Genomic DNA, 25,778 nt, shown 5'->3' with positions numbered 1-25,778 from the left:
AAATGTTCTAAAGGTGTGTTTTTACACACCTTTTTTTACTATGGTAAGCATGATTTTTTTACTTTTGTAAAGTTCAAAATCTAAAAGATATAAAAATGGAATCCTATACGGAAAAAATACTGATTACAGGTGCTTTAGGTCAGATCGGCACCGAACTTACCAACAGACTTGTTGAAATCCACGGAGCTGAAAATGTTGTAGCATCTGGATTAGACAGATGGCAGAAAGGAATTACTTCTGCCGGATACTATGAGAGAATGGATGTTACCAATACTCAATTGGTAAGACAGGTTATCAAGGATTATGACATTACTACAGTTTATCACTTGGCGTCTTTACTATCCGGAACCTCAGAAAAACAACCGGTTTTTGCATGGAAACTGAATCTTGAGCCTCTACTTCATTTTTGTGAAATGGCAAAAGAAGGATTGCTTAAAAAGATCTTCTGGCCAAGTTCAATTGCTGTTTTTGGTAAAGGAATTCCTAAAGAAAATGTAGAGCAGGATGTTGTTTTGAATCCAACTACTGTATATGGTATTTCTAAAATGGCGGGTGAAAAATGGTGTGAATATTATTTCGATAAGTATGGGGTAGATGTAAGAAGTATTCGTTATCCTGGATTAATTTCATGGAAGACCCCAGCTGGAGGTGGAACCACTGATTATGCAGTGGAGATTTTTTATGAAGCGATCGAGCAAGGAAAATATACAAGTTTCATTTCCGAAAATACAGGAATGCCTATGTTGTATATGGATGATGCCATCAATGCAACTTTGAAACTAATGGATGCTCCAAAAGAAAGTTTAACAGTTCGTTCTTCTTATAATTTAGGAGGGATGTCTTTTACTCCAAAAGAATTGGCAGAAGAAATCAAGAAAGAAATTCCAGAATTTACAATCGATTACAAGCCAGATTTCAGACAACAAATTGCAGACTCTTGGCCAGCTTCAATTGATGATTCAATTGCAAAAAAGGACTGGGGACTTACTTATGATTTTGGAATTTCTGAGATGACAAAAGATATGATCAAGAATCTTAAAGTGAAATTAGATAAAAATTAATTACTTTAAGTTTAGCTTTAATTAAAAGTGTTTTTAACGTCTCATTTTTAATTGTTTATAAATTTTATATAAAATTAACTTTAAATGATATTATTGACTTTTAACATCGTAGATATTGAAGCAGAAGCCAAAAATGGAGTTCAGATTTCCAATGATGACAGGTTAAAAATAACAAATGACAATACAAAAGCTATTCTTAGAATTTTAGATATTCACGATACCAAAGCAACATTTTTTGTTGAAATTTCTATCATTGAAAAACTTCAAAATCTTATAAAAGCAATTTCAGGCCGCGGGCATGAAATTGCTTTTTATAATAAAAACTCTACCCTTCACGAAATTGAAAAATTGAAGAAATATATCCAGGAATGTTTTGGAAAACAGATCCGGGGAATTCGTCAAAAAGAGGTGAAGCTCCCCCAGGAGAATTTGAAATTATTGGAGTTCAATTATGTTTCAAATATTGATAATGCAAATATTCTTTTTCCTTTAAAACGATTAAAAAGAGACACTGAAATTTCAGAAGAAGACGGATTAAGTATTATTCCTGAAAGTATATCTCCGTACAGTCAATTGCCATACAATGATTTTGTATTTCAAATATTGCCAATGAAGTATTATCAGAATATGGTCTTTGAAACCTTGAAGAATGATGACTTTGTTCTGATCTATTTAAATTCGTGGCAGTTCACCGATTTTAAAACCTATCCTTTTGAGATTCCATTTTACAGGAAATTCTTTTCAGGAAAAAAAATGGAGGACAAATTAAATGCCCTCCTTACCTGGATTAATGAGAAGGAGCTTGCTACTTCCCGTATGAAAGATTATATTTTTTAATCCTATTCTTCATTTTTACAGATTACTAATAAATCTGTAGAGTATTGCATATCTTTTTTAAAGAGAATATCTTTAAAGGAATATTCTGATAAAAAATAGTTTTTAGCAGTACTTGGTACAGAGTTTTTCTGATTGTTGGATTTTGATTTTTTTATAAAATCGAATAATTTTTTTTGAAGTTTTAAAAGGAAAACTCTTAAGAAATAAGGATAAAAAAACAGAGTTGACGGCAACGTGATTGTTCTTTGTTTTTTTGTTCGTTTAATCTCCTCCAAAACCAAGTCCGACTCAGAACCTATTTTTAAAATTTCTACTTTTTTAAAATGTTTTAAAAGCATTTTTTGCAAACTTTCAGGAGTGTATTCTTTGAGATGGAAGATATTCCAGGGCTGTTGTATATATCTAAAAAGTCTGTGCTTTTTATCCGGAGTTGAAATAATCAGAATGCCACCAGGATTCAACATCTTTTTTAAATGGGCAGTATATTCACGATCGTTGGGAACGTGCTCTATAACTTGAAAAGATGTTATGACATCAAATTTTTCATTTTCCAATTCAGAAATTGTCATAAAGCGTAAATTAGAAGCGCTATATTCTTTTTTTGCATACTCAATAGCTTCATCACTTATATCAGCGCCAATAATGCTTTCTGTGTTCTCTGATAGCATATGAGTACCATAACCTGAACCACATCCGTAGTCCAAAACCTTTTTGTTTTTTACAAAGTTTCTGGCATATTCATAAGTAGCAATATGCATCAAATGAAGATATAATTCAGATTTGTTGTTGAAATTTTCATTTAAAATATGCCTTTCTCCAGTGTCTTTCATACTTATAATATTTTGATTTCTACTAAAATATACAATTTAAGACAACTCAAAAAGAGTGATCTCCGGTAATACACCCACTCTTCCAGGGTATCCTAAAACTCCGAATCCTCTGTTTACATAAAGAAACTTACCTTCACTTTCATAAATATCAGCCCATTTCGGATAACGATACTGAACAGGTGACCATTTTATGTTTTTTAAGTCCAATCCGAACTGCATACCATGAGTATGTCCTGATAAAGTCAGTTGGACGTTTCCGGGGTGTTGTTTTACGACGTAATCAAAATGAGTAGGGTCATGGCTCATTAATATTTTTGCTGCTGATTCAGGGACGCTTTCGAGTGCTTTGTCCAAATCTCCAAATTGTGGAAATGGTTTTAATCCCCAGTTATCAACTCCTAAAATATAGAGTTTTTCACCATTCTTTTCGATGACTCTATGTTCATTTCTCAACATATCGAACCCTGCTTGTTTTTCGTAATCGATAAGTGTGTCAAGATTCTTTTTCTTGGCATCCAAAGAAGACCATGTTACATAATCTCCGTAATCGTGATTTCCAAGTACTGCCAATTTACCATCTTTAGACTTGATTTTTGAAAACAAAGGAATGAAAGGCAGGAATTCTTCCGAAACATTATTTACCATATCTCCGGTAAACAAAACCAGATCTGGGTTCTGTTCATTGATCAGTTCGATGGCGTGTTCCAGTTTACTTGGGTCGGCAAAACTTCCACTATGAACATCTGAAATCTGTATAATTTTGTACCCTTTAAAGCTATTCGGAAGATTGGTGAGTTTTACTTTTACCTTTCTTACTTTATGGCGATATTTTCCAAAAGTAATTCCATCAATAAAAAGTGCGGATAGTACTCCGCCTAACCCCAGTCCCATTAAACTTAGAAACTTCCTTCTTTCAGGAAAAAAATTCTCCGCCGGATTTCTAAAACCTAAAATATAGGTTCCTGTTCTGAAAATATCATCGATCAATAAAAACATGACAATGAAAATTTTTGGGAGAATGAAAATCAGAAAAAGAGACATCATCCATTGGATTCTAATAGAACTTCGATCTGATTTCTGAAAATGAGTGATCTCATAAGCGAAAATTCCATAAATAGCTAGTGATAACACGCAGTAGCCGATTTTTACCCAGGAATTGTCTGTTAATGTTCTTATTGCCTGGTAAATATATACTTCCAGGAATAGAAAAATAGCGGCAATAATTAAAAAATTTTTTTGCATAATCAGATTTAAAAAAAGCACAAAAGAAAAATTCCCTTTGTGCTTTTTAATATTTTAAATTATTTATTCTTAAGGAAATTTATAAACGATCGCATTGATGTTCATTCCGGCACCTACCGAAGTCATAACAATGTTCCCTTTATCTTTAAACGATTGACCATCCATTTTTCCTTTAATTATTAAATTAAACATGGTAGGAATAGTTGCTACAGAAGAATTTCCAAATTCCTGAATCGTCATAGGAGATATAGAATGATCATAATCTTTAACGTCATAAAGCTTATGGAGTCTTTCTATCATTGCATAATCCATTTTTGCATTAGCCTGGTGGATAAGTATTTTATCAATGTCCTCAATAGAAAGTCCTGCGTCATCAATAGTCTCTTTAATTGCTGCAGGTACATTTTTTAAAGCGTATTCATAGATCTTTCTTCCCTGCATTCTTACAAAAAGACGTTTTTGGTCTGCGTCTTTATTGATAGATGGGCCATTTTCCAGGTAACATAATTCAGGACCATTATCACAGATCGTATTGTGTGCTATAATTCCTACATTCTCTTCATCTGTTGCTTTTACAACTACTGCACCAGCACCATCAGCAAAGATCATTCTGTTTCTATCATGCGGATCAGTAACACGGCTTAAAGTCTCAGCTCCAATAACAAGAATCGTTTTGGCAGATTGAGCTTTGATCAGATTATTAGCGAGGATCATTGCTTCAACCCACCCCGGACAACCAAAAATCATGTCATAAGTAATACACTTTCTATTTTGTATTCCCAATTTATTTTTTACTCTTGCAGCCATATTAGGCATGAAGTTTACATAGCCATCCACTGTAACTTCCCCGAAATTACTTGCGTAAATAATATAATCTAAATCTTCAGCATCTATTTTTGCATCCTCAATAGCAGCTTTAGCTGCTTCATATCCAATTTTTGAGTTGGACAGATCCTCTTCAATAAACCTTCGGTTTTCTATTTCAGTAATTTCTACAAACTTTGCAATAACTTCTTCAGCAGGCTTTTCTATCTTCTCACCTTCATCTGTATAGAACTCAGAATTCATGAAAAAGTCTCTACCTATAATTCTATTAGGAATATAAGATCCAGAACCTATAATGATCGTATTCGGCATTCGCTTAAATGATTTTTTAAAAACGCAAAGTTAATAATTAATCTTAATAAGAAAGAATTAAAAATATTATTAAATTTGCAAAAATTGTACTTTACAGTCTATGAAAAATAATCCATCCTTAAAAGGCTTAGCTATTGCCGTTGTGGCGTTTATAATTGCCTTTGGGATTTATTTCCTTTTTTTAGCTAAGAAAAATTATTACTTAGTGGATAACCCAACTCCTAATACTTATTACTATAGAATTAATAATGGTTCTGAAGGTATTATTTCAGCAGGGCAGTCGGTACCCGTCGATTTAAATCAAGGAAAAAATTCTATTAAAGTTTTCGACCAAAACAAAAAAATACTTTACGATTCTGCTTTCCAGGTAAATAAGATTCGTGGGCTTTTAAACATCGCTCATCAGGATTATTATATTAACCGACAATATTATGGATACAATCTTAAAAAAGATTCATTACTTTTGGAGCTTAATAAAACCGTAATAGACGGAAAAGAATATTTTGGCGGAGCTAAACATTTCAATAAGCTTTTTACAGATGACTTTTATTATAATGTAGATGAGGATTATGATAAATTAATCAAGAATATTGATAAAGTGGAATCCCGTTCAAAAATCTTCAGAAAACAAGATTACCTTAATTACTATAAAGAATATTACAAGTTTTGACAAAAGATATCAACCAAGTAACCCCCTACAATTCTGAGGCTACAAAAAAAAGCCAGGTAGAGGATATGTTCGACAATATTGCACCCAAATATGACCTTTTAAATCGTGTTTTATCAATGAAAATTGATATCATATGGAGAAATAAATTGGTAAAATGGATGAAAAGTGATAACCCCCAAGAAGTGCTGGATGTGGCTACAGGAACGGGAGATCTGGCAATCACAATTGAAAAAGGAACCAGTGCAAAAGTAATTGGTTTAGATTTATCGCAACAAATGTTAAATGTTGGCGTTATTAAAATAAAAAAACTTAATTTAGACGGCAAAATTTCCATGCAGAAAGGGGATGCAGAAAATTTACCTTTCGAGGACAATAGATTTGATTCTGTTTCCGTTGCATTTGGAGTAAGGAATTTTGAAAATCTTACAAAAGGTTTATCAGAGTTGAGAAGAGTAGTTAAAGATAACAAGAGTGTTTTTATACTTGAGTTTTCAAAGGTTGAGGGGTTTTTGGGACCATTTTATATGTTTTATTTTAAAAATATATTACCTGCAATAGGCAAGTTGGTTTCTAAAGATAATAGGGCATATACATACCTTCCGGATTCTGTAAATGCTTTTCCTTTCGGGGAAAAGATGAGACAAATTCTTTTAGATACAGGATTTAAAAAAGTTGAATATAAAAAACTAAGTTTAGGTATAGCCACAATTTATAAAGCAACAAAGTAACCTATGAATAAATTTTTATTAAAAGTACTGGTTTTAGCCTCAGTAAATATTGCAATCTTTGCAGATGCGCAATTTAGAACTCGAAACAGAATGGATAAGTTGGAAGAGTTTGATCAACAAATCTTTAGTTGGGGTTTTTATCTGAATGGTAATTTACTAGACTACCGTATAGTACTTAACCCAAGATACGGTATGAATGGGAATCATAATCTTGTTTCATCTAAAAGTAGCACAAGCTTCGGAGCCGGACTGATCGGAAAATGGAGATTGAATGACTATTTGGATCTAAGAGTTGAACCAGGCTTACAATTTGCTCAAAGGGAACTAACTTTTAATACACAATCGAATGATCAGTATGCAGCTGGTACATTAACAAATCCTCCTTTTACTCCGATTCTTTTACACGAAAAGGATAGAGTAAGAGAAGTGAAATCAACTTTAGTGGATATTCCGGTAATGTTGGAACTTCATGGGCAGAGATGGTATAATTCAAGACCATATGTTGCTGCAGGGGTAAACTATATCGTTAACCTGCAGTCCAATTCTGACTCTACTGATGACAATTTGCAACAGGTCTTCAGATCCACAACGCATAACTTTGCATGGTCTGCGGAAATGGGAATTCAGTTTTATTTCAATAAATTTAAGCTGACTCCAGCGATCAGAGGAACATTCATTATGAATAACGAAATAGTTTCGGATAATGCGAATACGCCTCCTTATTGGTCTGCTGCAGTATCTACTTTACAAACCAGAGCAATCATGTTTGTACTGAAATTTGAATAGAAAATTTACTCTAAATAGATATAGGAGATGCAAAAGCATCTCCTTTTTTGTGCATGATATCAAAATATAGAGACATTTATTTTTGTTAATGTCATTATTTTTATATTTTTGCTAACAGTTAGAATATATAAAACCTGAAATGCTTCAAGATTTAGAAAATAATTTTTCAGAGCTGGAAAAAAAGATTTTGAATTTACATAAAAACTATCAGAATCTCAGTGAGAAATTTACGGAATTGAATACAGAGCATGATGAATTGAAGAAGAGATATGATGAGGAAAGAAAGAAAAGTCAGGTATTAGCAGAAGAACAAAAAAAGATAAAACTTTATTCAGCAATATCAGGAAATCCTGAACACAATAGATTAATGAAAAACCATATCAACCGATTGGTAAAAGAAATTGACTTTTGTATTGCTCAGCTTCAAAACAGTGGATTATAATGGAGGTAAGAAGAATAACCATAAACATTGCGGGAAGAGTATATCCGCTGAACGTACCAGCCGCCGAGGAAGAAACTTTGCGTAAAGTAGGGAAGCAGATTGAAAGTATGATTAAAGATTTTGAACAAAACTTCGATGTTAGAGATAAACAGGATGCTTTGGCAATGTGTGCCCTGAAATTGGGAACTAATGCAGAGGTTGTATCTCTTAACTACGAAAAGAATATAAATTCAACCAACGAAAGATTAGCGAAAATTAATCTGACGCTGAATGAAATTGGGAAATAGATTTTTTTTCCTGAAACAACTGCCTACAATAATTCTAACACATTAAAGGTAAACTCAACGCTAAACAATTACCGAACAAATGTCCATCGAATGGCGTGCCGGTTCTCCGGATTACAGACAGTGGAAATCAGTTCAAATCGTGTTGATTAGGAGTTTACTCTATATCACTGGATTATTGTAGGCTTTTTTATTTTAAATATTAAAGACAATTAAAACTCAATATATATGACAACAGCCATTATAGTCGGCGTTATTTGCTTGGTGATTGGTGCAGTAATAGGGATTCTTTTCTCTAAAAGCTCACTCAATGCTAAGGGAAAATTTATTATAGATGATGCAAAGAAAAATGCTGAAAACCTTATAGAAAAAGCTAACGTACAAGCCGAATCCATAAAAAAAGAAAAGAACCTTCAAGCTAAAGAAAAATTCCTTGAATTGAAATCTCAACATGATGCTGATATTCAGGTTCGTGAAAAGAAGATCCAAGAGGTTGAAAAGAGAACAAAAGATAAAGAAAATAAGCTGAATGATGAGCTTAGTAAGACTGGAAAGCTTGAAAAGGATCTGGATAAACAGATTGCAGATTATGCTAAGAAAATTGAGATCTTAGATAAGAAACAACAAGAGTTAGATTCTGTAACTTCTAAAAAAGTTGAGATTCTTGAAAAGATATCAAATTATACTGCTGAGGAAGCTAAAGCTGAATTGGTAGAATCAATGAAAGCAGAAGCTAAGACCAGAGCTCAGGCGCATGTTCAGAGTATCATGGAAGAGGCTCAGTTAAATGCTAAAGGAGAGGCGAGAAAGATCGTTATTCAGACGATCCAGAGAATTGGAACAGAACAGGCCATTGAAAACTCTGTATCTGTATTCAATATTGAATCTGACGAAGTAAAAGGCAGAATTATCGGTAGAGAGGGTAGAAATATCCGTGCATTGGAAGCGGTAACAGGAGTGGAAATTATTGTAGATGATACCCCGGAAGCTATTCTACTTTCATGTTTCGATCCTGTAAGAAGAGAGATCGCAAGATTATCTCTTCACAGATTAGTTACGGACGGAAGAATTCACCCTGCGAGAATTGAAGAAGTTGTAGAAAAGACAAGAAAACAGATTGAAGAGGAAATTATTGAAGTTGGAAAAAGAACAATTATAGACCTAGGAATTCATGGATTACACCCTGAATTGATTAAAATCGTAGGTAGAATGAAATACCGTTCTTCTTATGGACAGAACCTATTACAGCACTCCAGAGAAGTAGCAAACATAGCTGCAACAATGGCCGCTGAATTAGGATTAAATGTAAAATTAGCTAAGAGAGCAGGTCTTTTACACGATATTGGTAAAGTTCCTGAACAGGAATCTGAACTTCCACATGCTTTATTAGGAATGCAGTGGGCTGAGAAATACGGTGAAAACCCAGAAGTAATCAATGCGATTGGAGCTCACCACGACGAAGTTGAAATGACCTCTTTATTATCACCGATTATTCAGGTCGCCGATGCTATCTCAGGAGCAAGACCAGGAGCGAGACGTCAGGTATTGGAATCTTATATTCAAAGACTGAAAGATCTTGAATCTGCAGCATTAAGTTTTGAAGGTGTATCCAGTGCTTATGCTATTCAGGCAGGGAGAGAGCTAAGAGTAATGGTTGAAAGTGGAAAAGTAAATGATGAGATCGCTTCTCAGTTATCTTACGACATTTCTGAAAAGATCCAGAACGAATTAACATATCCCGGACAGGTAAAAGTAACAGTAATCAGAGAGACGAGAGCTGTGAATATTGCCAGATAATAATTTAATAAAGATATTCTATAAAAACCTTTCAAGAAATTGAAAGGTTTTTTATTTTTATCAAAATTTAAAAATGCAAGAACTATCCATGTCTTCAAAACTGAAGTACATTTTCTCTATTCCGGTAATTATTTCTGCCTTAGGCTATTTTGTAGATATTTATGACCTCCTTTTATTTGGTATTGTAAGAATTCCCAGTTTAAAAGCTTTGGGTCTAAATCCCGATGTTGATGGTACCTTTATTCTAAATTGTCAGATGATAGGTTTGCTGATTGGTGGTGTTTTCTGGGGTATTTTTGGAGATAAAAAAGGAAGACTTTCCGTATTATTCGGTTCTATTCTTGTTTATTCTTTGGCGAATATAGCCTGCGGGTTCTTGCCATACTTTCCAAAAGAACATTTGGTATATCAATATGCAGGATTAAGATTCATTGCAGGTATTGGACTGGCTGGAGAGCTGGGAGCTGGAATTACACTGGTTTCTGAGAGCCTTCCTAAAAGCCTGAGAGCAATTGGAACATCTGTTGTTGCTGGCTTCGGATTAATGGGAGCTGTAGTTGCACAACTAACTGTGGAGCTGGCAGGAAGCTGGAATATTTCTTATATCATTGGTGGTGTTTTAGGTATTATGCTCTTATTTTTAAGGATAAGTGTCTCCGAATCTGGTATTTATAAAAACATTGAACATAAAACGACCGTTTCAAAGGGAAACTTTCTTTCTTTTTTTACCAATAAAGATCGTTTTATACGTTATATTAAGTGTATTGCTGTTGGTCTTCCAACATGGTATTGCATTGGTATTCTTGCTGTTTTAGCCAATCAGTTTGCACCTGAGATGGGGATAAAAGAAATAAACCCAGGAAAAGCAATTATGTGGGGTTATGTTGGGATCTCAATAGGCGATCTGATGAGTGGATTTATTTCACACCTCTTGAAATCAAGAAAAATGGCCATTTTTTATATGCTTGCTTTCACTTTAGTTGGGGTGGTAATAATGCTTTTTGGAAATACAAATACAGAAACCAAGTATTACATTTTCTGTGTATGGCTGGGATTGGGAACAGGATATTGGGCTATGTTTGTAACCCTGGCTGCAGAACAGTTCGGAACCAATATCCGAAATACAGCGACCACTACGGTTCCTAATATGGTAAGAGGATTGGTACCTGTAATGATCTTAGCATTTGATCTCCTTAAACATAATTTCACAGTGATCATAAGTGCTGCCATTGTAGGACTGGTCGTTTTTGGGCTTGCATTTTATTCTGCGATCACTATTTCCGAAACACATAATAAAGACCTTGAATTTACCGAATAATATGAGGTGTTTAATATTTTATTGCATTGATTTTTATATAGTTAATTTAATAACTATTAGAATATAAATTAATTATGAATTTTTTCATAAAACTATGCCTTGAATATTAATTATTTGTTTAAATTTGAAATCACTAAACTATATTGTTCAATCTCAAAATCAAATCACATGTCAAACAACATTTTTAAAAACGCTAAGAAATTAAACAAAGGAGAGCTTAAAAACATCGTAGGTGGTATAGGTAATCCAGATCTTTCTTTATGTGGATGCAGCTGCTCAGGATCTGTAACCGGTCCAAAATACTGCATTCAGTATATTGCTTGTCCACAAGTATATACTTGTGATCAATCAGCGATCTAAGAACTATTTCAATAAGAAATAAACATTTCCACATTTAATATGCAAAAGCCCTTTGGTTATCCAGAGAGCTTTTGTTCTTTTTAATGAATAATATATAATAAGCTTCCAATACTTATTGTAATCCATAACAGTATAGCTACAGCTAGTGGTTTTAAACCTATTGTTTTTAATGTCTGTAGTGAAAGGGTAGAGCCAATTAGGAATAGTGTTAAATTTAGTCCGGATTTTGAAATGGATGTTATTATCGAGCTGAAGTTTTCAAAAAATGGAATGTAAGTATTTAATAATATTGCCAGAATAAAGTACGCGATAAACCATGGAATCTTAATTTTTGATTCTTTATTTTTAAAAATAAACATAGTGATTATAGAAACAGGAATAATCCACAAGGCACGAGCCAGTTTTACAGTCGTTGCTATTTTTAATGCCTCATTTCCGAATTTACTGGCTGCTCCTACTACAGAACTGGTATCATGAATGCCTATTGCGCACCACAATCCAAATTGTTCCTGAGATAGGTGTAAAGTGTTTCCAATAGCAGGATAAACAAATAAAGCGATTGAATTTAAAGTGAAAACGATGGCCAATGCTAAGGAGATTTGCTTAGTACTAGGTTTAATAATAGGAGAGGTAGCTGCTATAGCACTTCCCCCACAAATTGCAGTTCCCACTGAAAGTAAATAGGTTAATTGCTTTTCAAGTTTAAAGACTCTTCCTAAAAAGTATCCTAAAATCATTACCGTTGAAATACTGATAACAGTTAATATCAATCCTGTTTTTCCAGCTTGTAATGCTTCATTAAGTTTCAATCCAAAGCCTAAACCTACAATTGATATCTGAAGCAGCAAATGGATATATTGATGAAGATACTTTTCAAACGGATTGCCTAAAAACACCGCCAGTATAAACCCTAATGCTAAAGCAATTGGTGATGAAACCCATGGAATGAGGGTAGCAATTGCTAATCCAATAAAAATTATTTTTTTTGTGCTCTCATTTTGAATGAAACCGATCGTGTTGTAAAGTTTTGAATTCATGCTTCAAAATTCTACAATTTATAATTACAAAGTAAATCGTATTTTGTTATATTGGATAACTTTTAGTTATAACTGATGAATTTTAAAAAGAGTTTTATGAGTTCAGATTGATCTCCTTTTGGAAGGATGTAATGAAAATTTCTTTCGATACTGAAATTTTTAATATCAATGATGCTTAACGTATTGTTTTTCAATTCATTCAAAACAGTACTGATGGATAAAAAAGCCATGCAGTCTGAATGTAATAAATAGTTTTTAATACTTTCACTATTTCCTAATTGCATGATTACATTAAGATTTTCAATATCAATTCCTTTTTCCTTTATGCGGTTTTGAATAAACTCCTGTGTTCCTGAACCCTGTTCCCGGAAAATTAAATCTATAGTATATAGATTCTTTAGATTCAAAGTTTTGTTTACCAGTGGATGATTGGCTTTTGCCACAAGTACAATCTCATCTGCTTTAAAGATTTCATAATTAAAATAAGCAGATTGAGATTCCCCTTCTATGATACCCAGATCTATTTTGCCGTCTTTTAAAAGTGTTGATATAACTTCTGTATTATAAATTAACAGTTCAATTTTTATATCCCGATAATAAGAATGAAATTTGGCGAGGATCTCAGGAAGAATATATTGGGCAACTGTTGTGCTCGCCCCGATTATTAATTTTCCTTTATGTTCTGAGTTCAGTTGATGAATTTCAAACTCGAGATCTCTGTAAATATTCCGAATTTTTTCTGCATATTCATAAAGTACGATTCCACTGCGCGTTAGTTGAATAGAAGTACCTTTTCTGTCAAATAATTTAGTATTAAGTTGATTTTCTATTTCTTTAATATGTTTTGTGACTGCTGGTTGTGAGATATTCAACTCCTCAGACGCTCTTGTAAAGCTCAGCCTTGAAGCAACTGTATAGAAAACCTTGAGTCTGTAATCAAACATTGTAAAGTGCAAATTTAGAATACACAAACTTACTTAAATTGATCATAAGAATTTTAATTAAAGATCAGAAAAGCTTTTGTCCTGATCACTCTCATATCTGCTATTCTTAGATTGTCCAATTCTTTGTTTGAGGTAGATACTATTTCGCCCGGATAATAAATAAGAAACGATACATGAAATTGCGATATAGATTCCGGACTCAGCTCCAAACAATTCTATACCCATAAGCATACAGGCTAAAGGAGTATTCGTGGCGCCAGCAAAGACGGCTACAAACCCCATTCCCGCTAAAAGACCTACAGGAAGCGGTATAAATAATGATAAAGCACTTCCCAGAGTAGCGCCAATAAAGAATAAAGGTGTTACTTCACCACCTTTAAACCCGGCGGCTAGAGTGATGATGGTAAAAATCATTTTTAAAGCAAAATCATAAACCGGAAGTTGAGTATTAAATGATTCAACTATGGTAGGAATCCCTAAACCGATATATTTTGTGGTTCCAATTGCAAATACGGCAATAGCAACAATACTGCCACCTACGATAGGACGAAATGGAGGATATTTAATGTTTGATTTAAAAATAGTTCCGATCCAATGAATCATTTTACTAAACGTTGCAGCACAAATTCCAAAAGCGATTCCCGCCAGAATACTATAGAGAATAGGCGAAAGTTCAAGTTTGGGAATAAGGTCAATATGATAGTGCGTATGTTTAGCCTGCCAGAGATTTGTGACCCAGTCTGCAAAAATAGCAGAAGTAAAAGCCGGAAAGATGGCATTATAGCGTATTCTTCCTATTAAAAAAACTTCCAAACCAAATAATGCTCCGGCTAAAGGAGTTCCAAAAACAGAACCGAAACCAGCAGCAATGGCAGAAATAATTAAGATCCTTCTTTCAGTTTTATCTAATCTAAAAGGTTTGCTGAGCTGATCTGCGATTGCCCCGGCCATTTGTATTGCCGTTCCTTCCCGACCAGCTGAACCTCCGAAAAAATGAGTGACTATTGTTCCAAGGTATACAAAAGGAGCCATTTTGAAAGGAATGGTTTCTTTGGGATCATGAATAGTGTCAATCAGTAAATTATTACCTGCTTCAACATTCTGTCCAAAGTAATGATATAGTAAGCCTATTAAAAATCCTGCAACAGGCAGAAAAGCAATGATCCAAATATGATTTTCCCGAAAATCTGTAGCCCATTCCAACGACTTTAGAAAACCTGCAGATGCACTTCCCGCAGCAGCTCCGATAATAATACTGATGCAAAGCCATTTTAATATATAAAGAATTGCAGGAAATTTCCTAAAGAAAAACCTTGAGTGAAATCGTACTTTTCTGTTTACTGTTCGTGAATTTTTAGACATAATAATCCTGATTAATTACGGTTGATAATCTATTAATCAGGCGTCATCAGCTTTTGTAAAGCGGTTGGGTAAGGAAGAACACCATTTCCTTTTCGGTTACAAAGATAGAATTTAATATTAATTTTTGTAGTGCATCGCCTTATTAATCTCAATCGGATTATTGTATTTTTTTATGACCTCCTGCATACTTTTGGTCTGCGTGTTGAGCTCATCTACGGTGTGAATTTCTTTTCCATTGATGTTGATATTCAGATTAGTATTGGTTTTACTGAAATTCGTTCTTTCAAATGCAAAAGGGTCATTGTAAAACTCCAACATTAGTTTCTGTTTTTGCTTCTCATTAATAGGGATCGCTTTGTTTCCGAAATTGGATTCCAGAAAATCTTCGGTTGGGAATATTCCGGTAAGTTTCTCGCTCTTTACAAGGTGATAGATAAAATTTTTATTTGAATCTGATAATTCAAAAATTAAGCCCGGCAATCCACGAAATTTGAAAGGTCCCTCATTAAACGGAATATCTTTGCAAAACCATGCGATCCAGTTTCTTCCTCCAAAATTTGTGGTCGCTTTCTGTAAAGTATAATTCTCAACCTTTTTGATTTCATCAGATATATTCCAGTTAATCTTGTCGGTAGTTTTAAATGAGTAGTAGCCAGCTTTTATATTAATGAAGTTTTCATTATCAAAAGAATTAGTTTTTCTCTTGACAACCTGTCCGGACATATCAGTATGACTGGAATTCATTCCAAATTTTTTATTTAAGGAATCTGTAGTCATCAGGTTTTGCCCATAAAATTTAACTTCTTTGGGGGTAATATCCAGAATCATATTTAGCTTTTCATAGCCCGTTTCCGTAGAATCCATTTTATACTGGAGTTCATAAATAAAGCGATGAGTCTGAGACTGCAAGAAAACGATAACAAGTACCGCAAATAATGTTAGAATATTTTTCATGATAGGGGCAGGATGTTTTATTATATATAATTATTACATATCGTTTTTCATGTATCTTATCATCACATTCTCAACTTCATTCATATGAATCGCATACCTCGGAGCTTGAATTTTGTTACAAAAAAGGTTTCATCTCATCTTCAATCTGAGTTCTAAGATCCATTAATCGTTTAGCATACTGCTCTTGTTGCTTTTCAGTTTCAGTTTCAGGAATCCATTTTCTGACAGGCAATTTTTTACCATTTTCATCAACAGCAACAAAAACAATAATACAATGTGTTTTTTTATCAAAAGTTGGCTGTTTAAGATTTCTTGAAAATACATTAATAGAAATATGCATACTCGAAGAACCCGTATAAATTACCTGGGCCTCTACTTTTACAATTTCTCCGATCTTAATAGGTTCATAAAAACGAATTCCACCCACATAAACAGTTACCGAATAATTTCCACTCCATGTTGTAGCACAAGCATAGCCTGCCTGATCGATCCATTTCATCACGCTTCCTCCGTGAACATTTCCTCCATAATTAACATCTGACGGTTCCGAGATAAATTGAAACGTAATAGGCTTGTTCTCCATTTTTATAAAATTTGAATAAAGATATTTAATAATTTTCAAAGTCCTGGATTAAATCATAATTTTGAAGAATCAAAGCTTACAAGAAGCTTTTTAGGACAATTAAAAATCATAGTAAAAGATGAAAAAAGTATTCCATCTAAATACCTGCGATACCTGCAGAAAAATATTAGCACAGTTTGATCTCTCAGGTTGGGAGCTTAGAGAAATTAAAAAAGAACCAATTACGGAAGTAGAATTGGCTGAGATGTATAAAAAGACAAAATCTTATGAAGCGTTGTTCAGCAAAAAATCTACTCAAATAAAATTAAGGGAATTAGATGTAAAATCTTTACAGGAAAATGACTTCAAAAATTTATTATTGGATCATTACACATTTCTAAAACGTCCAGTTTTTATTACTGATACAGAAATTTTTGTAGGGAATGATAAGACCAATGTTGAGAATCTTAAAGAGTTTTTTAAGGCTAACTGATTGAAATCATTTGACTTATAAAATTAAAATTGTATTCACGAATTTTAATAAAAACTTAAAATTACAGTTGATTGCAAATTTAATTTCTGATTTTAAATATTTTAGACTATAAATAAATATAAACTAAATAATATCCAGTAAGATCTACTGGATATTTGCTTTTCTATAGAAATTTAATCAAAATTTCGAATTTTATTTTTTTTGTATGTTCGCAATGATGAAAAAATAATTCCCTTCTTAATTCTTTTAAGGCTATAAAGTCTGTATTAAGTATTTTTTTTCATCAATAATTATAAAAACACAAATAAAAATAAAGTTATGATGGAAAAAGAATTTAATCCTGTAATTAAAGCTGTACAAAGCTTAAGAAAGCTTAGTGTAGATATTAGATTGAGCAACCAGGAAATAAAGGACAGTAATGATGAAGCAACAAAGCAGATTTCTGAAGCCGGAAAATTAATAGTTGCTAGTAATGATAGTATTGTCATTAATTTATGGATCAATGAAAAAGCGAAATTGTTAGAAAACACTTCTATACTGCTGGGTATCCTTCAAAGTCTCGAAGATAAATTTAAAAATAAAGATTGCTCGAATCTGTTGGAAATCTGGCAGACTCATGATCATTATAGGGAAATTGTAATCAATACTTTAGAAGAATTACAAAAGATTGGGAATGTAATTTTTATCAAAGAAAATCTTCAAAAATGGGAAGATATATGGCAGATTATTTCAGCTAACGTTGGGCGTATTTTGTCAATAGCAGAGACTTATAAGCTGAAGCTTGCGATGATGGAAGCTTTAAAACCTGAAGAAATTGATATGTTGACGAATGATATTCTCAAGCATATTCCTTGGAATTATTCTGATGATGAGGCTTACAAATATGAGAAAGAATACTTAGAAGCTTATAATGAACTGAAAGAATCTCAATCGAAGAAAAAGAGTTTATGGGATAAAGTACTTGATGTTTTAGCAGGTGGAGTAGAAGAAACTCCAGCGCACAGGGTACAGATGAGAAGATGGATGGAAGGTGCTCCCGCATAATTAATTCTTTGAACTTTCGAAATAAACGATTTTGTTTTATAAGCCTTTATTTCAGTTATTTAGCATTAATATTTTTGTAGTGAATATAAATGGTATAGGTGAAAACTCTATATTTGTTAATACCAAAAAAATATTATCATGATTACAAATGTTCAAAAAATCAAAAGCTTAAGCAGAGCAGACTTGAGACAAATTAGTGGTGGTGTAAGACCTCCGGTCCCAAATTGTGACTTCTTATGTGGCGGTGGAGGCGGAGTGGTCTCTAACACACCTGGAGTTGGGGATGTATGTACTCCAGATAGAAGACTCTGCTGTATATGTAGATAATTTAGAAAGAGATTATATTGTTTACAGTCTCTTTTCTTTTTAATTCTAGCTAATAGAAAAGTAAACCTTTTTAGCAAAATTTGTTCACTGATCTGCGGTACAGTGGAAGCAGCCTGTATTACTTTGTAATGCTGAGCAGGGATATAATGATCCAACATTAAAAATAAAACACCGTAGAAACAATTCTACGGTGTTTTTATTTAAAATATTATTTTAATTATACAAAAGGAGCTTTCACCACTTTTGCAGGAATATTCTTGTTTCTAACCTGAATAAAGATCTCGGAACCTAATTTAAAGTGTGGTTTAGCAACATAAGCTAATCCCAACCCAATTTTTTTCATTGGAGATTGTGTTCCGGATGTTACTTTTCCAATAACATTTCCTTCGGCATCTACCACAGGGTAATCATGTCTTGGTACCCCTTTGTCCTGAAGTTCAAAGGCTACTAATTTTCTGGTAACCCCATCCTCTTTTTGTTTTGCAAAAGTATCTTTAGAAATAAAATCCTTATCAAACTTTGTGATCCATCCTAAGCCAGCTTCAATAGGAGAAGTAGTATCATCGATATCATTTCCATACAGACAGAATCCTTTTTCAAGTCTTAAAGTATCTCTGGCAGCTAATCCACAAGGGATGATTCCTTCTGCTTCTCCAGCTTTGATTATTGCATCCCAAAGTGTTACAGCATTTTCATTTTTGAAATAAATTTCAAATCCTCCGCTTCCAGTGTAACCTGTATTCGAAATAATAACGTCATTTATTCCTGCTATAGATCCTACAGTGAAATTGTAATAAGGAATCTCAGATAGGTTTACATCAGTTAACTTTTGAAGAATTGCTGTAGCATTAGGACCTTGGATTGCTAAAAGAGACATATCATCAGAAGCATTGGTCATTTTAGCACCAAAAGTGTTGTATTTTGAAATATGATTCCAGTCTTTATCTATGTTTGAAGCGTTTACAACCACGAAATATTTTTCATCGTCCATTTGATAAACGATAAGATCATCTACAATTCCACCATCTTCATTAGGAAGACAAGAATATTGAGCTTTTCCTTTTTCCAAAGCATCTACATTGTTTGTCGTAACGAATTGTAAAAGCTCTTTAGAACCAGGTCCTTCAATAAAAAATTGTCCCATGTGAGAAACATCGAATATTCCCGCTTTTTCTCTTACTGCAAAATGTTCTTCCGTAACTCCGGAATATTGTACAGGCATTTCGAAGCCTGCGAAAGGTACTATTTTCGCTCCTAAAGAAACGTGTTTGTCGTACAAGGCTGTTTTCTTCATATTTATTTCTATTACTTTATTTTAAAACTATTGAAAGTCTCGTTGAAAAGGTTCATATAATTACCGTTCCAATATTTTTGTCCACAATTTATGGATATAAGAAACAGGTTTTTGTCCTTTTGAAAAACTTTGGTGATCCAGAACAATTTATCATGTTCATCAAAATACTCATAAAGGTATTCAGTATATCCTTTCTTACCTTTGCTGGCTTTTATTTTACTTTCTTCGTCCTTGGATTTATAAAGAGCAAGGATGAATTTTTTTGTTTCTTCCTTTGGAATATTAAGATCGTGATACTCTGAAATAGTGATGGCTCCGATCTCATTGGTTGGAAAAACATTTACAATGCCCTCGTCATTGGTTGATTTCCATCCTTCGGGAACATTAATTGAATAGTTGGCACTTTCATAAGTGTTTGCTTTCTGAGCAAATGAAAGGCATCCAAGCATACATGTAATTACTACTATCAGGTTCTTTTTCATCTAAAAATGATGTTTATATTCTTCCAGAATGATCTTAAACCATTCTGTGAAATTTGTTGGATTTTCGAGGATCTCCTTGTCCAGGTCATTCATGGAAATATACCTTACCTCGTCAACTTCTTCTTTATTTAAATTAAAATCAGCACCATAATTTCCTACAAATACATGATCTAATTCATGCTCCCATAGCCCACCACCAACATCAGCTTTATAAATAAAGTTGAATTTTTCTGAAAGCTCAGTTTCTATTCCTAATTCTTCTTTTACTCTACGTTTTGCACCTTCCAAATAGCTTTCACCATTTCTTGGATGTGAGCATACGGCATTGGTCCATTGGTTAGGAGAATGATATTTTTTAGAAGCTCTTTTTTGCAAAAGCATCTCTCCTTTATCATTAAATAAAAATACTGAAAAAGCACGGTGTAGCAAGCCGTTAACGTGAGCCTGCTGTTTTTCCATCAAACCTAAAACATCGTCGTCGTGATTTACTAAGACTACCAATTCTTCCATTCCTACAAATGTAAGTTTAATAAATGTATTTTGGAAATTTTTGGTAAAACATCATATAAGAGTGAACTACAAAGAGAAATAGTGAAATTTAAGAACTCATTGAACGTACTGCTACTTTTCCTCTTTTCTTAATGCAGATGAAGAGAGTCCAAAATGCTTTTTTAAAGTTTTATTTAAATGGCTCCCATCTGTAAAACCTAAACTCCAAGCAATCTCCTGCAAAGGATTTTGGGTGTATTTTATCCTGTTAACTGCTATCTGCAGCCTTGTTTTCTGAATATATTCCTTTAGTGATTCATCAGATTTCCTTCGAAAATACTCACTGAAATATTTATTGGAAATATTAAATTTTTCAGAAAGATAGGCAATGGATAATTGATCTTCATTGATGATATTTTGATTGATATGTTGAATGATCTCTGAAAATTTATGATCACCTTTTTCTTTTTCGCTGATTAATTTTGAACTTATTATTGTTAGTATGGATGAAAGTGAATTGGCTACCAGTGTTTCTGAATATTCTGAAGCCTGATCCTTTTCATTAGCAATTATTTCAAACAATCTTTTTACCTGATCTCTTTCTTTGATATTGTTAAAAGGAAGTCCCAGACTGAAGTTATAAAATCCGATAATATAGTTTAGTTTGCTATACCACAGGGAATAATTGATCTTCGTGTTTTTAAGATTTTTAAAATAATGTTCTGTAAACCGAATAAATAAAAACTTTGTGGGTTCAATAATCTCATATGCGTGACACTCTGAATAGGGTAGAAGAAAAAAATCATTCGGCTTGTAATCCTGGGTTTTATATTCAATACTTTGTATTCCTTTTCCATCAAGTATAAATACCAATTCAAAGAAACTATTTTTACGAAAACGATCTTTCCATTCTGATAATTCTATTATTTCTATCTCAATAAGCTCTCGTATATGGTCCATCTCAACATTGATTAGATCGTACAAAAGTAAATCTTTTATTTGTACTCAATGTTCTCTTTTTTATACCCTTTCAAAGGCAGGAATCTCTATAATTTTGTAAAAAAAAGATGGATTATAAAAGTATTGCAAAGCAAACGGTAGGGCATTTATATAAGGCTCATTCAAGTATTAGAAATTCTGAAATTGATAATCAGCTTATTGCATTGGCTGAACTAAGAATATCTCAATTAAATGGATGTGCTTATTGTTGTAGTTTCCATTCTGCTGAATTGAGAGAAATGGGAATTGAACAATCTTTAATTGATAAAATACCAGGATATAAACATTCCATATCATTCAATGATAAACAACTCTTAGTCTTAAGATGGGCAGATGCCGTAACGGGTTTAACAGAAGACATTGATCCCTTACTAAGAGAATTAAAGTCAAAATTTTCTGAGAAAGAAATTGTAGAACTTACCTCCAGTATTTCTTTGATGAACGCTTTGAACCGTTTAAGAATTAGTTTAGGAGAAAAATTCTAGATGATATTAATTGTTTGCATAATTCCCGGAAATAACTTTAAAATTGAGGTTATTTCCGGGAATTGAATTGAGCCATAACAGAAAAATTTCAATCAAAATTATGAAATCAGTAGTAATATTGTTTATTTTATTCATTGAATAGCGATTATAATGGTTTAAATTCAATATAAATCAAGTTTAACAATAGTCTTCACCGTAAAAATTGTAACTTTGTAATTCAAATTTTTATGATGGAGCTAGAATATATCGAACACATAAGTCCAATACTTAAGGACGGAGTAAAAAACTATTTAATAGATATTGATGGAACAATTACAGACGATGTTCCTAACGAAGAACCTGAAAGAATGGTTACTTGTGAGCCTTATCCAGATGCTTTGGAAACGGTAAACAAGTGGTATGATGAAGGACATCAGATCTGTTTCTTTACTTCACGTACTGAAAATTTAAAACAAATTACAATAGATTGGCTGGATAAACACGGATTTAAATATCATAGTGTTTTATGTGGAAAGCCGAGAGGTGGCAATTATCACTGGATCGATAACCACTTGGTGCGAGCTACAAGATATAAAGGGAAGTTTACAGATTTGGTAGAAAAGCAAGTGACCATTGAAGTTTTCAAAGAAGATTAAAAAATATAATTCAAAGATTTAAAGATTAAACGAAAAAGTAATACACTTGATTTTTTAATTTTTAAATCTTTTCACTTTAAATATAAACTGTATTTATGAAAGTTTTAGCAAATGACGGTCTGGATCAATCTGGAATTGATGCATTAACTGAAAAGGGGTTTGAAGTAATCACAGCGAAAGTTCCACAGGAGTTTTTGGTAGATTATATTAATGAACATAAGATCCGCACTTTACTGGTTCGTAGTGCAACTCAGGTAAGGAAAGATATTATCGATAACTGCCCATCTATTGAAATTATTGGTAGAGGAGGTGTTGGTATGGATAATATTGATGTAGATTATGCAAGAGAGAAAGGGATTCATGTGATTAATACACCTTCTGCTTCATCAGAATCAGTTGCTGAATTAGTATTTGCACATTTGTTTTCTGGAGCAAGATTTTTACAGGATTCCAACAGAAAAATGCCTTTAGTAGGTGATACCGAATTTGCAGGCCTTAAGAAAGCATATGCGGAGGGAATTGAACTAAGAGGAAAAACGATTGGAATCGTTGGTATGGGACGAATCGGACAGGAAGTTGCAAGAATTGCTTTAGGTCTTGGGATGAGGGTAATTGCGGCTGATAATAACGTGGGACGCGCCAGTATTAAAGTAAAATTCTATAATAACCAGTTCATCAATGTAGATATTGAAACTGAACCTTTGCAAGAGGTTTTAAAGCACTCAGATTTTATTACATTACACGTTCCTGCTCAAAAAGAAGGGTATATGATAGGAAAGAATGAGTTTGAAATCATGAAAGATGGAGTAGCGATTGTTAACTGTTCCAGAGGTGGAGTAATTGATGAAGCAGCTTTAATCGAAGCATTGAATTCAGGAAAAGTGAAATTTGCCGGATTAGACGTTTTCATTAATGAACCGACGCCTTCTAAAGAAATCCTTAACCATGCAAAAATCTCTTTAACTCCACACACGGGAGCATCAACATTAGAAGCTCAGGATAGAATTGGTCTTTCCTTAGCAGAACAAATTTCAAGTATACTACAGATTCACTAATTTATTTAGGAATTATTAAAATAAAAAGAAACACCTCAATTGAGGTGTTTTTCTATTATATGTTATTTTTATTTTTTAGCAAATCTCTGATTTCCATTAATAATTTTTGATCATCAGTGGGTCCCGCAGGAGCAGGTTCTTCCTTTGGTTTTGATATTTTGTTAATTCCTTTAATCATCATAAATAAAACCAAGGCAATACATAAAAAGTTAATGACTGCAGCTAAAAAGTTACCATAAGTAACACCATTCCAGGCCAATGTTTTGATATTGTCAGCACCTGCAGCTTTCATAGCTGGATTAAGTAAAAGAGGTGTAATTACATCTTCTACAAATGATGAAACAATTTTTCCAAAAGCTGCACCAATAATCACCCCTACTGCAAGATCAATGACATTGCCTTTGACTGCAAATTCTTTAAATTCTTTTACAAATCCCATAATTTATTTTTTTAAAGTTGTGTATAACACAAATATAAATAAAATTGTTATTTTTTTCGCTTTTGTGGGATATTTATTTATATTCTTTTTAAATAAAATGAATGTAGGATAATGACCTTTACATTATTAAAAAATATTATAAATTAGTCGCATACTAATATGAAATGAAAATATTTACGAAGGAGCAAATAAGGGAGTGTGACCAATTTACAATACTGAATGATCACATTTCATCTATAAAATTAATGGAGCGTGCCGCCCAATCATGTGCACACTGGATATCAGAACACTGTAAAAGTCATAAAAAGTTTGTGATCTTCTGTGGAAACGGAAATAATGGTGGAGATGGGTTTGCTATAGCAAGATTACTGCATACTGAAGGCTTTGATGTAGATGTGTTTGTGAGCAATCCAAAATCAAAATTTTCTGATGATGCCCAGGTTAATTTTGAAAGATTAGAAGGGGTGTCAGGAATTTCAGTTAAGAAATTTGACGAAGTTGATCAATACAGTTTCGATCATGAAACTCTTATCATTGATGCTCTTTTTGGAACCGGTTTATCTAGAGTTCTCGACAGTGAATTTAAAGATCTTATTGATTATTTAAATACAATTAATACCGTTAAAATCTCTATTGATGTCCCTTCCGGATTATTTGCTGATGGAATTTCTGATGATAACTCTTCTGTTTTTAAGGCGGATTACACATTGAGCTTTCAATTCTGGAAGAAGAGTTTTCTACATCCCGAAAGTGGAAAGTTTACAGGAAAAGTTGAAGTTTTAAATATTGACTTAAATAAAGATTATATCACGACCGCAGAAACTTCTGATTTTGTCATTGATGATGACCTAATCAAAGGGGTCTTTAAACCTAGGCTTGAGTTCTCTCATAAAGGGACCTACGGAAAAGTAACTATTGTTGCCGGAAGTTATGGAAAAATGGGAGCCGCAGTACTTTCAACAACAGCTGCTTTGAAAACAGGTGCTGGACTTACTTTTAGTCTTGCTCCGGACTGTGGATACAATATTTTGCAGACTTCATGCCCCGAAGCAATGTTTATAAAAGGAGGGGATCAATATATTGATAATTTTGAGATTGATGAAAATTCATTTTGTGGTATAGGTCCTGGTATAGGTACAGGTGAAGAAACTCAAAAAAGCTTTTTACAATTTCTAAAAGAACATTCTAAGCCGTTGGTTTTAGACGCAGATGCCTTGAATATTATTTCAGAAAATAAAAAGAACTTAAAGCTTATTCCGCAAAATACAATTATCACACCTCATCCGAAAGAATTTGAAAGACTATTTGGAGCTACTGAAAATTCTTTTGAAAGGTTGGAATTGGCTCGCAAGAAAGCGAATGAATTTCACATTTATATTGTTTTGAAAGATCATAACGCCCAAATAATTACTCCGGAAGGAAATGTATATTACAATATTACCGGAAATGCAGGTTTAGCTAAGGGCGGAAGTGGTGATGTTCTGACAGGAGTTCTAACGTCCTTATTGGCACAAGGATATTCTGAGGAAGAAGCTGCTATTTTTGGGGTATGGTTACATGGAAAGGCTGCCGATTATGCGGCTGAAAAATATTCTAAAGAATCAATGCTTCCAACTGACCTTATCAATGAATTTGGTAATGTGTTTGAGAGGATTAATAAGAAAATTGCTCGTAAATTATAGGTT

The 25,778-nt window shown here is 33.2% G+C and carries 29 protein-coding genes and 1 riboswitch; of the genes, 16 read left to right on the top strand and 13 right to left on the bottom strand.

Annotation, left to right across the window (positions count from 1 at the left end):
• The first annotated feature begins 95 nt into the window (after nucleotides 1-95).
• Complete coding sequence (locus tag J7E44_RS21795; protein WP_214833703.1) at nucleotides 96-1,061, top strand: NAD-dependent epimerase/dehydratase family protein; 966 nt, start codon at nucleotides 96-98, stop codon at nucleotides 1,059-1,061.
• Between the two features lie 84 nt (nucleotides 1,062-1,145).
• On the top strand, nucleotides 1,146-1,898 hold the full coding sequence (locus J7E44_RS21790; protein WP_214833700.1) for a polysaccharide deacetylase family protein: 753 nt from the start codon (nucleotides 1,146-1,148) through the stop codon (nucleotides 1,896-1,898).
• 2 nt (nucleotides 1,899-1,900) lie between these two features.
• On the opposite strand, the gene J7E44_RS21785 is transcribed toward J7E44_RS21790, so the two are convergent.
• The 3 genes from J7E44_RS21785 to J7E44_RS21775 form a co-directional block, all read right to left on the bottom strand.
• A complete protein-coding gene (locus tag J7E44_RS21785) occupies nucleotides 1,901-2,728 on the bottom strand; it encodes a class I SAM-dependent methyltransferase (protein ID WP_214833697.1) in 828 nt (275 codons plus the stop codon).
• A 36-nt stretch (nucleotides 2,729-2,764) separates the two neighbouring features.
• A complete protein-coding gene (locus J7E44_RS21780) occupies nucleotides 2,765-3,970 on the bottom strand; it encodes a metallophosphoesterase (RefSeq protein WP_214833694.1) in 1,206 nt (401 codons plus the stop codon).
• 69 nt (nucleotides 3,971-4,039) lie between these two features.
• Entirely contained in the window at nucleotides 4,040-5,107 is a 1,068-nt protein-coding gene (locus J7E44_RS21775; protein ID WP_214833691.1) for a 3-oxoacyl-ACP synthase III family protein, read from the bottom strand.
• A 100-nt stretch (nucleotides 5,108-5,207) separates the two neighbouring features.
• On the opposite strand from J7E44_RS21775, the gene J7E44_RS21770 reads away from it, so the two are divergent.
• The 8 genes from J7E44_RS21770 (at nucleotide 5,208) to J7E44_RS21735 (ending at nucleotide 11,492) form a co-directional block, all read left to right on the top strand.
• Nucleotides 5,208-5,777, top strand: a complete 570-nt coding sequence (locus J7E44_RS21770; RefSeq protein ID WP_214833688.1) for a hypothetical protein — start codon at nucleotides 5,208-5,210, stop codon at nucleotides 5,775-5,777.
• On the top strand, nucleotides 5,774-6,505 hold the full coding sequence (gene ubiE, locus J7E44_RS21765) for a bifunctional demethylmenaquinone methyltransferase/2-methoxy-6-polyprenyl-1,4-benzoquinol methylase UbiE (protein WP_089029696.1): 732 nt from the start codon (nucleotides 5,774-5,776) through the stop codon (nucleotides 6,503-6,505). Before J7E44_RS21770 ends, ubiE begins: the two co-directional genes overlap by 4 nt.
• A gap of 3 nt (nucleotides 6,506-6,508) precedes the next feature.
• Nucleotides 6,509-7,291 carry a type IX secretion/gliding motility protein PorT/SprT gene (gene porT / locus J7E44_RS21760; RefSeq protein WP_214833685.1) on the top strand — a complete coding sequence of 261 codons (783 nt, stop codon included), beginning with the start codon at nucleotides 6,509-6,511 and terminating at the stop codon, nucleotides 7,289-7,291.
• A 139-nt stretch (nucleotides 7,292-7,430) separates the two neighbouring features.
• Nucleotides 7,431-7,733 carry a V-type ATPase subunit a family protein gene (locus tag J7E44_RS21755; RefSeq protein WP_214833682.1) on the top strand — a complete coding sequence of 101 codons (303 nt, stop codon included), beginning with the start codon at nucleotides 7,431-7,433 and terminating at the stop codon, nucleotides 7,731-7,733.
• Nucleotides 7,733-8,020, top strand: a complete 288-nt coding sequence (locus J7E44_RS21750) for a cell division protein ZapA (RefSeq protein ID WP_089029699.1) — start codon at nucleotides 7,733-7,735, stop codon at nucleotides 8,018-8,020. The genes J7E44_RS21755 and J7E44_RS21750 overlap by 1 nt, the downstream gene beginning before the upstream one ends.
• Nucleotides 8,021-8,245: 225 nt before the next feature.
• Entirely contained in the window at nucleotides 8,246-9,814 is a 1,569-nt protein-coding gene (gene rny / locus J7E44_RS21745) for a ribonuclease Y (RefSeq protein WP_214833679.1), read from the top strand.
• Between the two features lie 73 nt (nucleotides 9,815-9,887).
• On the top strand, nucleotides 9,888-11,132 hold the full coding sequence (locus tag J7E44_RS21740; RefSeq protein ID WP_214833677.1) for an MFS transporter: 1,245 nt from the start codon (nucleotides 9,888-9,890) through the stop codon (nucleotides 11,130-11,132).
• A 168-nt stretch (nucleotides 11,133-11,300) separates the two neighbouring features.
• On the top strand, nucleotides 11,301-11,492 hold the full coding sequence (locus tag J7E44_RS21735) for a hypothetical protein (protein WP_214833674.1): 192 nt from the start codon (nucleotides 11,301-11,303) through the stop codon (nucleotides 11,490-11,492).
• Between the two features lie 80 nt (nucleotides 11,493-11,572).
• On the opposite strand, the gene J7E44_RS21730 is transcribed toward J7E44_RS21735, so the two are convergent.
• The 5 genes from J7E44_RS21730 to J7E44_RS21710 all read right to left on the bottom strand — a co-directional run bounded on the left by J7E44_RS21730 (nucleotide 11,573) and on the right by J7E44_RS21710 (nucleotide 16,372).
• Complete coding sequence (locus J7E44_RS21730) at nucleotides 11,573-12,529, bottom strand: YeiH family protein (RefSeq protein WP_214833671.1); 957 nt, start codon at nucleotides 12,527-12,529, stop codon at nucleotides 11,573-11,575.
• Between the two features lie 62 nt (nucleotides 12,530-12,591).
• Nucleotides 12,592-13,473, bottom strand: coding sequence for a LysR family transcriptional regulator (locus J7E44_RS21725; RefSeq protein ID WP_214833668.1), 882 nt, complete (start codon nucleotides 13,471-13,473; stop codon nucleotides 12,592-12,594).
• Between the two features lie 57 nt (nucleotides 13,474-13,530).
• Nucleotides 13,531-14,835, bottom strand: a complete 1,305-nt coding sequence (locus tag J7E44_RS21720; RefSeq protein ID WP_214833666.1) for a voltage-gated chloride channel family protein — start codon at nucleotides 14,833-14,835, stop codon at nucleotides 13,531-13,533.
• Nucleotides 14,836-14,865: 30 nt separating this feature from the next.
• Nucleotides 14,866-14,933, bottom strand: a riboswitch (Fluoride riboswitch).
• 19 nt (nucleotides 14,934-14,952) lie between these two features.
• Entirely contained in the window at nucleotides 14,953-15,789 is an 837-nt protein-coding gene (locus J7E44_RS21715) for a GLPGLI family protein (protein WP_214833663.1), read from the bottom strand.
• Nucleotides 15,790-15,904: 115 nt separating this feature from the next.
• Nucleotides 15,905-16,372 (bottom strand): acyl-CoA thioesterase, encoded by a 468-nt coding sequence (locus tag J7E44_RS21710; RefSeq protein WP_214833660.1) that lies wholly within the window; start codon nucleotides 16,370-16,372, stop codon nucleotides 15,905-15,907.
• A gap of 118 nt (nucleotides 16,373-16,490) precedes the next feature.
• Here J7E44_RS21710 and J7E44_RS21705 point away from each other — a divergent pair, with 118 nt between their 5' ends.
• Nucleotides 16,491-16,844 carry an arsenate reductase family protein gene (locus tag J7E44_RS21705; RefSeq protein ID WP_214833657.1) on the top strand — a complete coding sequence of 118 codons (354 nt, stop codon included), beginning with the start codon at nucleotides 16,491-16,493 and terminating at the stop codon, nucleotides 16,842-16,844.
• A 318-nt stretch (nucleotides 16,845-17,162) separates the two neighbouring features.
• A complete protein-coding gene (locus J7E44_RS21700) occupies nucleotides 17,163-17,888 on the top strand; it encodes a hypothetical protein (protein ID WP_214833654.1) in 726 nt (241 codons plus the stop codon).
• A gap of 544 nt (nucleotides 17,889-18,432) precedes the next feature.
• Here the strand turns inward: J7E44_RS21700 and gcvT are convergent.
• The 4 genes from gcvT to J7E44_RS21680 form a co-directional block, all read right to left on the bottom strand.
• Nucleotides 18,433-19,509 carry a glycine cleavage system aminomethyltransferase GcvT gene (gcvT, locus tag J7E44_RS21695; RefSeq protein WP_214833650.1) on the bottom strand — a complete coding sequence of 359 codons (1,077 nt, stop codon included), beginning with the start codon at nucleotides 19,507-19,509 and terminating at the stop codon, nucleotides 18,433-18,435.
• A gap of 11 nt (nucleotides 19,510-19,520) precedes the next feature.
• Nucleotides 19,521-19,991: a hypothetical protein gene (locus tag J7E44_RS21690; protein WP_214833647.1), complete on the bottom strand. Its 471-nt coding sequence runs from the start codon at nucleotides 19,989-19,991 to the stop codon at nucleotides 19,521-19,523.
• Complete coding sequence (idi, locus tag J7E44_RS21685; RefSeq protein WP_214833644.1) at nucleotides 19,992-20,501, bottom strand: isopentenyl-diphosphate Delta-isomerase; 510 nt, start codon at nucleotides 20,499-20,501, stop codon at nucleotides 19,992-19,994. It lies immediately after the preceding gene.
• A 111-nt stretch (nucleotides 20,502-20,612) separates the two neighbouring features.
• Nucleotides 20,613-21,440 carry an AraC family transcriptional regulator gene (locus J7E44_RS21680; protein ID WP_214833641.1) on the bottom strand — a complete coding sequence of 276 codons (828 nt, stop codon included), beginning with the start codon at nucleotides 21,438-21,440 and terminating at the stop codon, nucleotides 20,613-20,615.
• A gap of 107 nt (nucleotides 21,441-21,547) precedes the next feature.
• On the opposite strand from J7E44_RS21680, the gene J7E44_RS21675 reads away from it, so the two are divergent.
• The 3 genes from J7E44_RS21675 (at nucleotide 21,548) to J7E44_RS21665 (ending at nucleotide 23,654) form a co-directional block, all read left to right on the top strand.
• Nucleotides 21,548-21,964, top strand: coding sequence for a carboxymuconolactone decarboxylase family protein (locus tag J7E44_RS21675; RefSeq protein WP_214833639.1), 417 nt, complete (start codon nucleotides 21,548-21,550; stop codon nucleotides 21,962-21,964).
• A 230-nt stretch (nucleotides 21,965-22,194) separates the two neighbouring features.
• Complete coding sequence (locus tag J7E44_RS21670) at nucleotides 22,195-22,599, top strand: LNS2 domain-containing protein (protein ID WP_214834026.1); 405 nt, start codon at nucleotides 22,195-22,197, stop codon at nucleotides 22,597-22,599.
• 95 nt (nucleotides 22,600-22,694) lie between these two features.
• Nucleotides 22,695-23,654 carry a D-2-hydroxyacid dehydrogenase gene (locus tag J7E44_RS21665; RefSeq protein WP_214833636.1) on the top strand — a complete coding sequence of 320 codons (960 nt, stop codon included), beginning with the start codon at nucleotides 22,695-22,697 and terminating at the stop codon, nucleotides 23,652-23,654.
• Between the two features lie 55 nt (nucleotides 23,655-23,709).
• On the opposite strand, the gene mscL is transcribed toward J7E44_RS21665, so the two are convergent.
• Nucleotides 23,710-24,093 carry a large conductance mechanosensitive channel protein MscL gene (mscL, locus tag J7E44_RS21660; protein ID WP_214833633.1) on the bottom strand — a complete coding sequence of 128 codons (384 nt, stop codon included), beginning with the start codon at nucleotides 24,091-24,093 and terminating at the stop codon, nucleotides 23,710-23,712.
• A gap of 164 nt (nucleotides 24,094-24,257) precedes the next feature.
• Here mscL and J7E44_RS21655 point away from each other — a divergent pair, with 164 nt between their 5' ends.
• A complete protein-coding gene (locus tag J7E44_RS21655) occupies nucleotides 24,258-25,775 on the top strand; it encodes an NAD(P)H-hydrate dehydratase (protein WP_214833630.1) in 1,518 nt (505 codons plus the stop codon).
• Nucleotides 25,776-25,778: the final 3 nt, after the last annotated feature.

It is taken from the genome of Chryseobacterium sp. ISL-6, assembly GCF_018613715.1.
Taxonomy (GTDB): Bacteria; Bacteroidota; Bacteroidia; order Flavobacteriales; family Weeksellaceae; genus Chryseobacterium; species Chryseobacterium paludis.
This window is presented reverse-complemented; position numbering and strand designations above follow the sequence as displayed.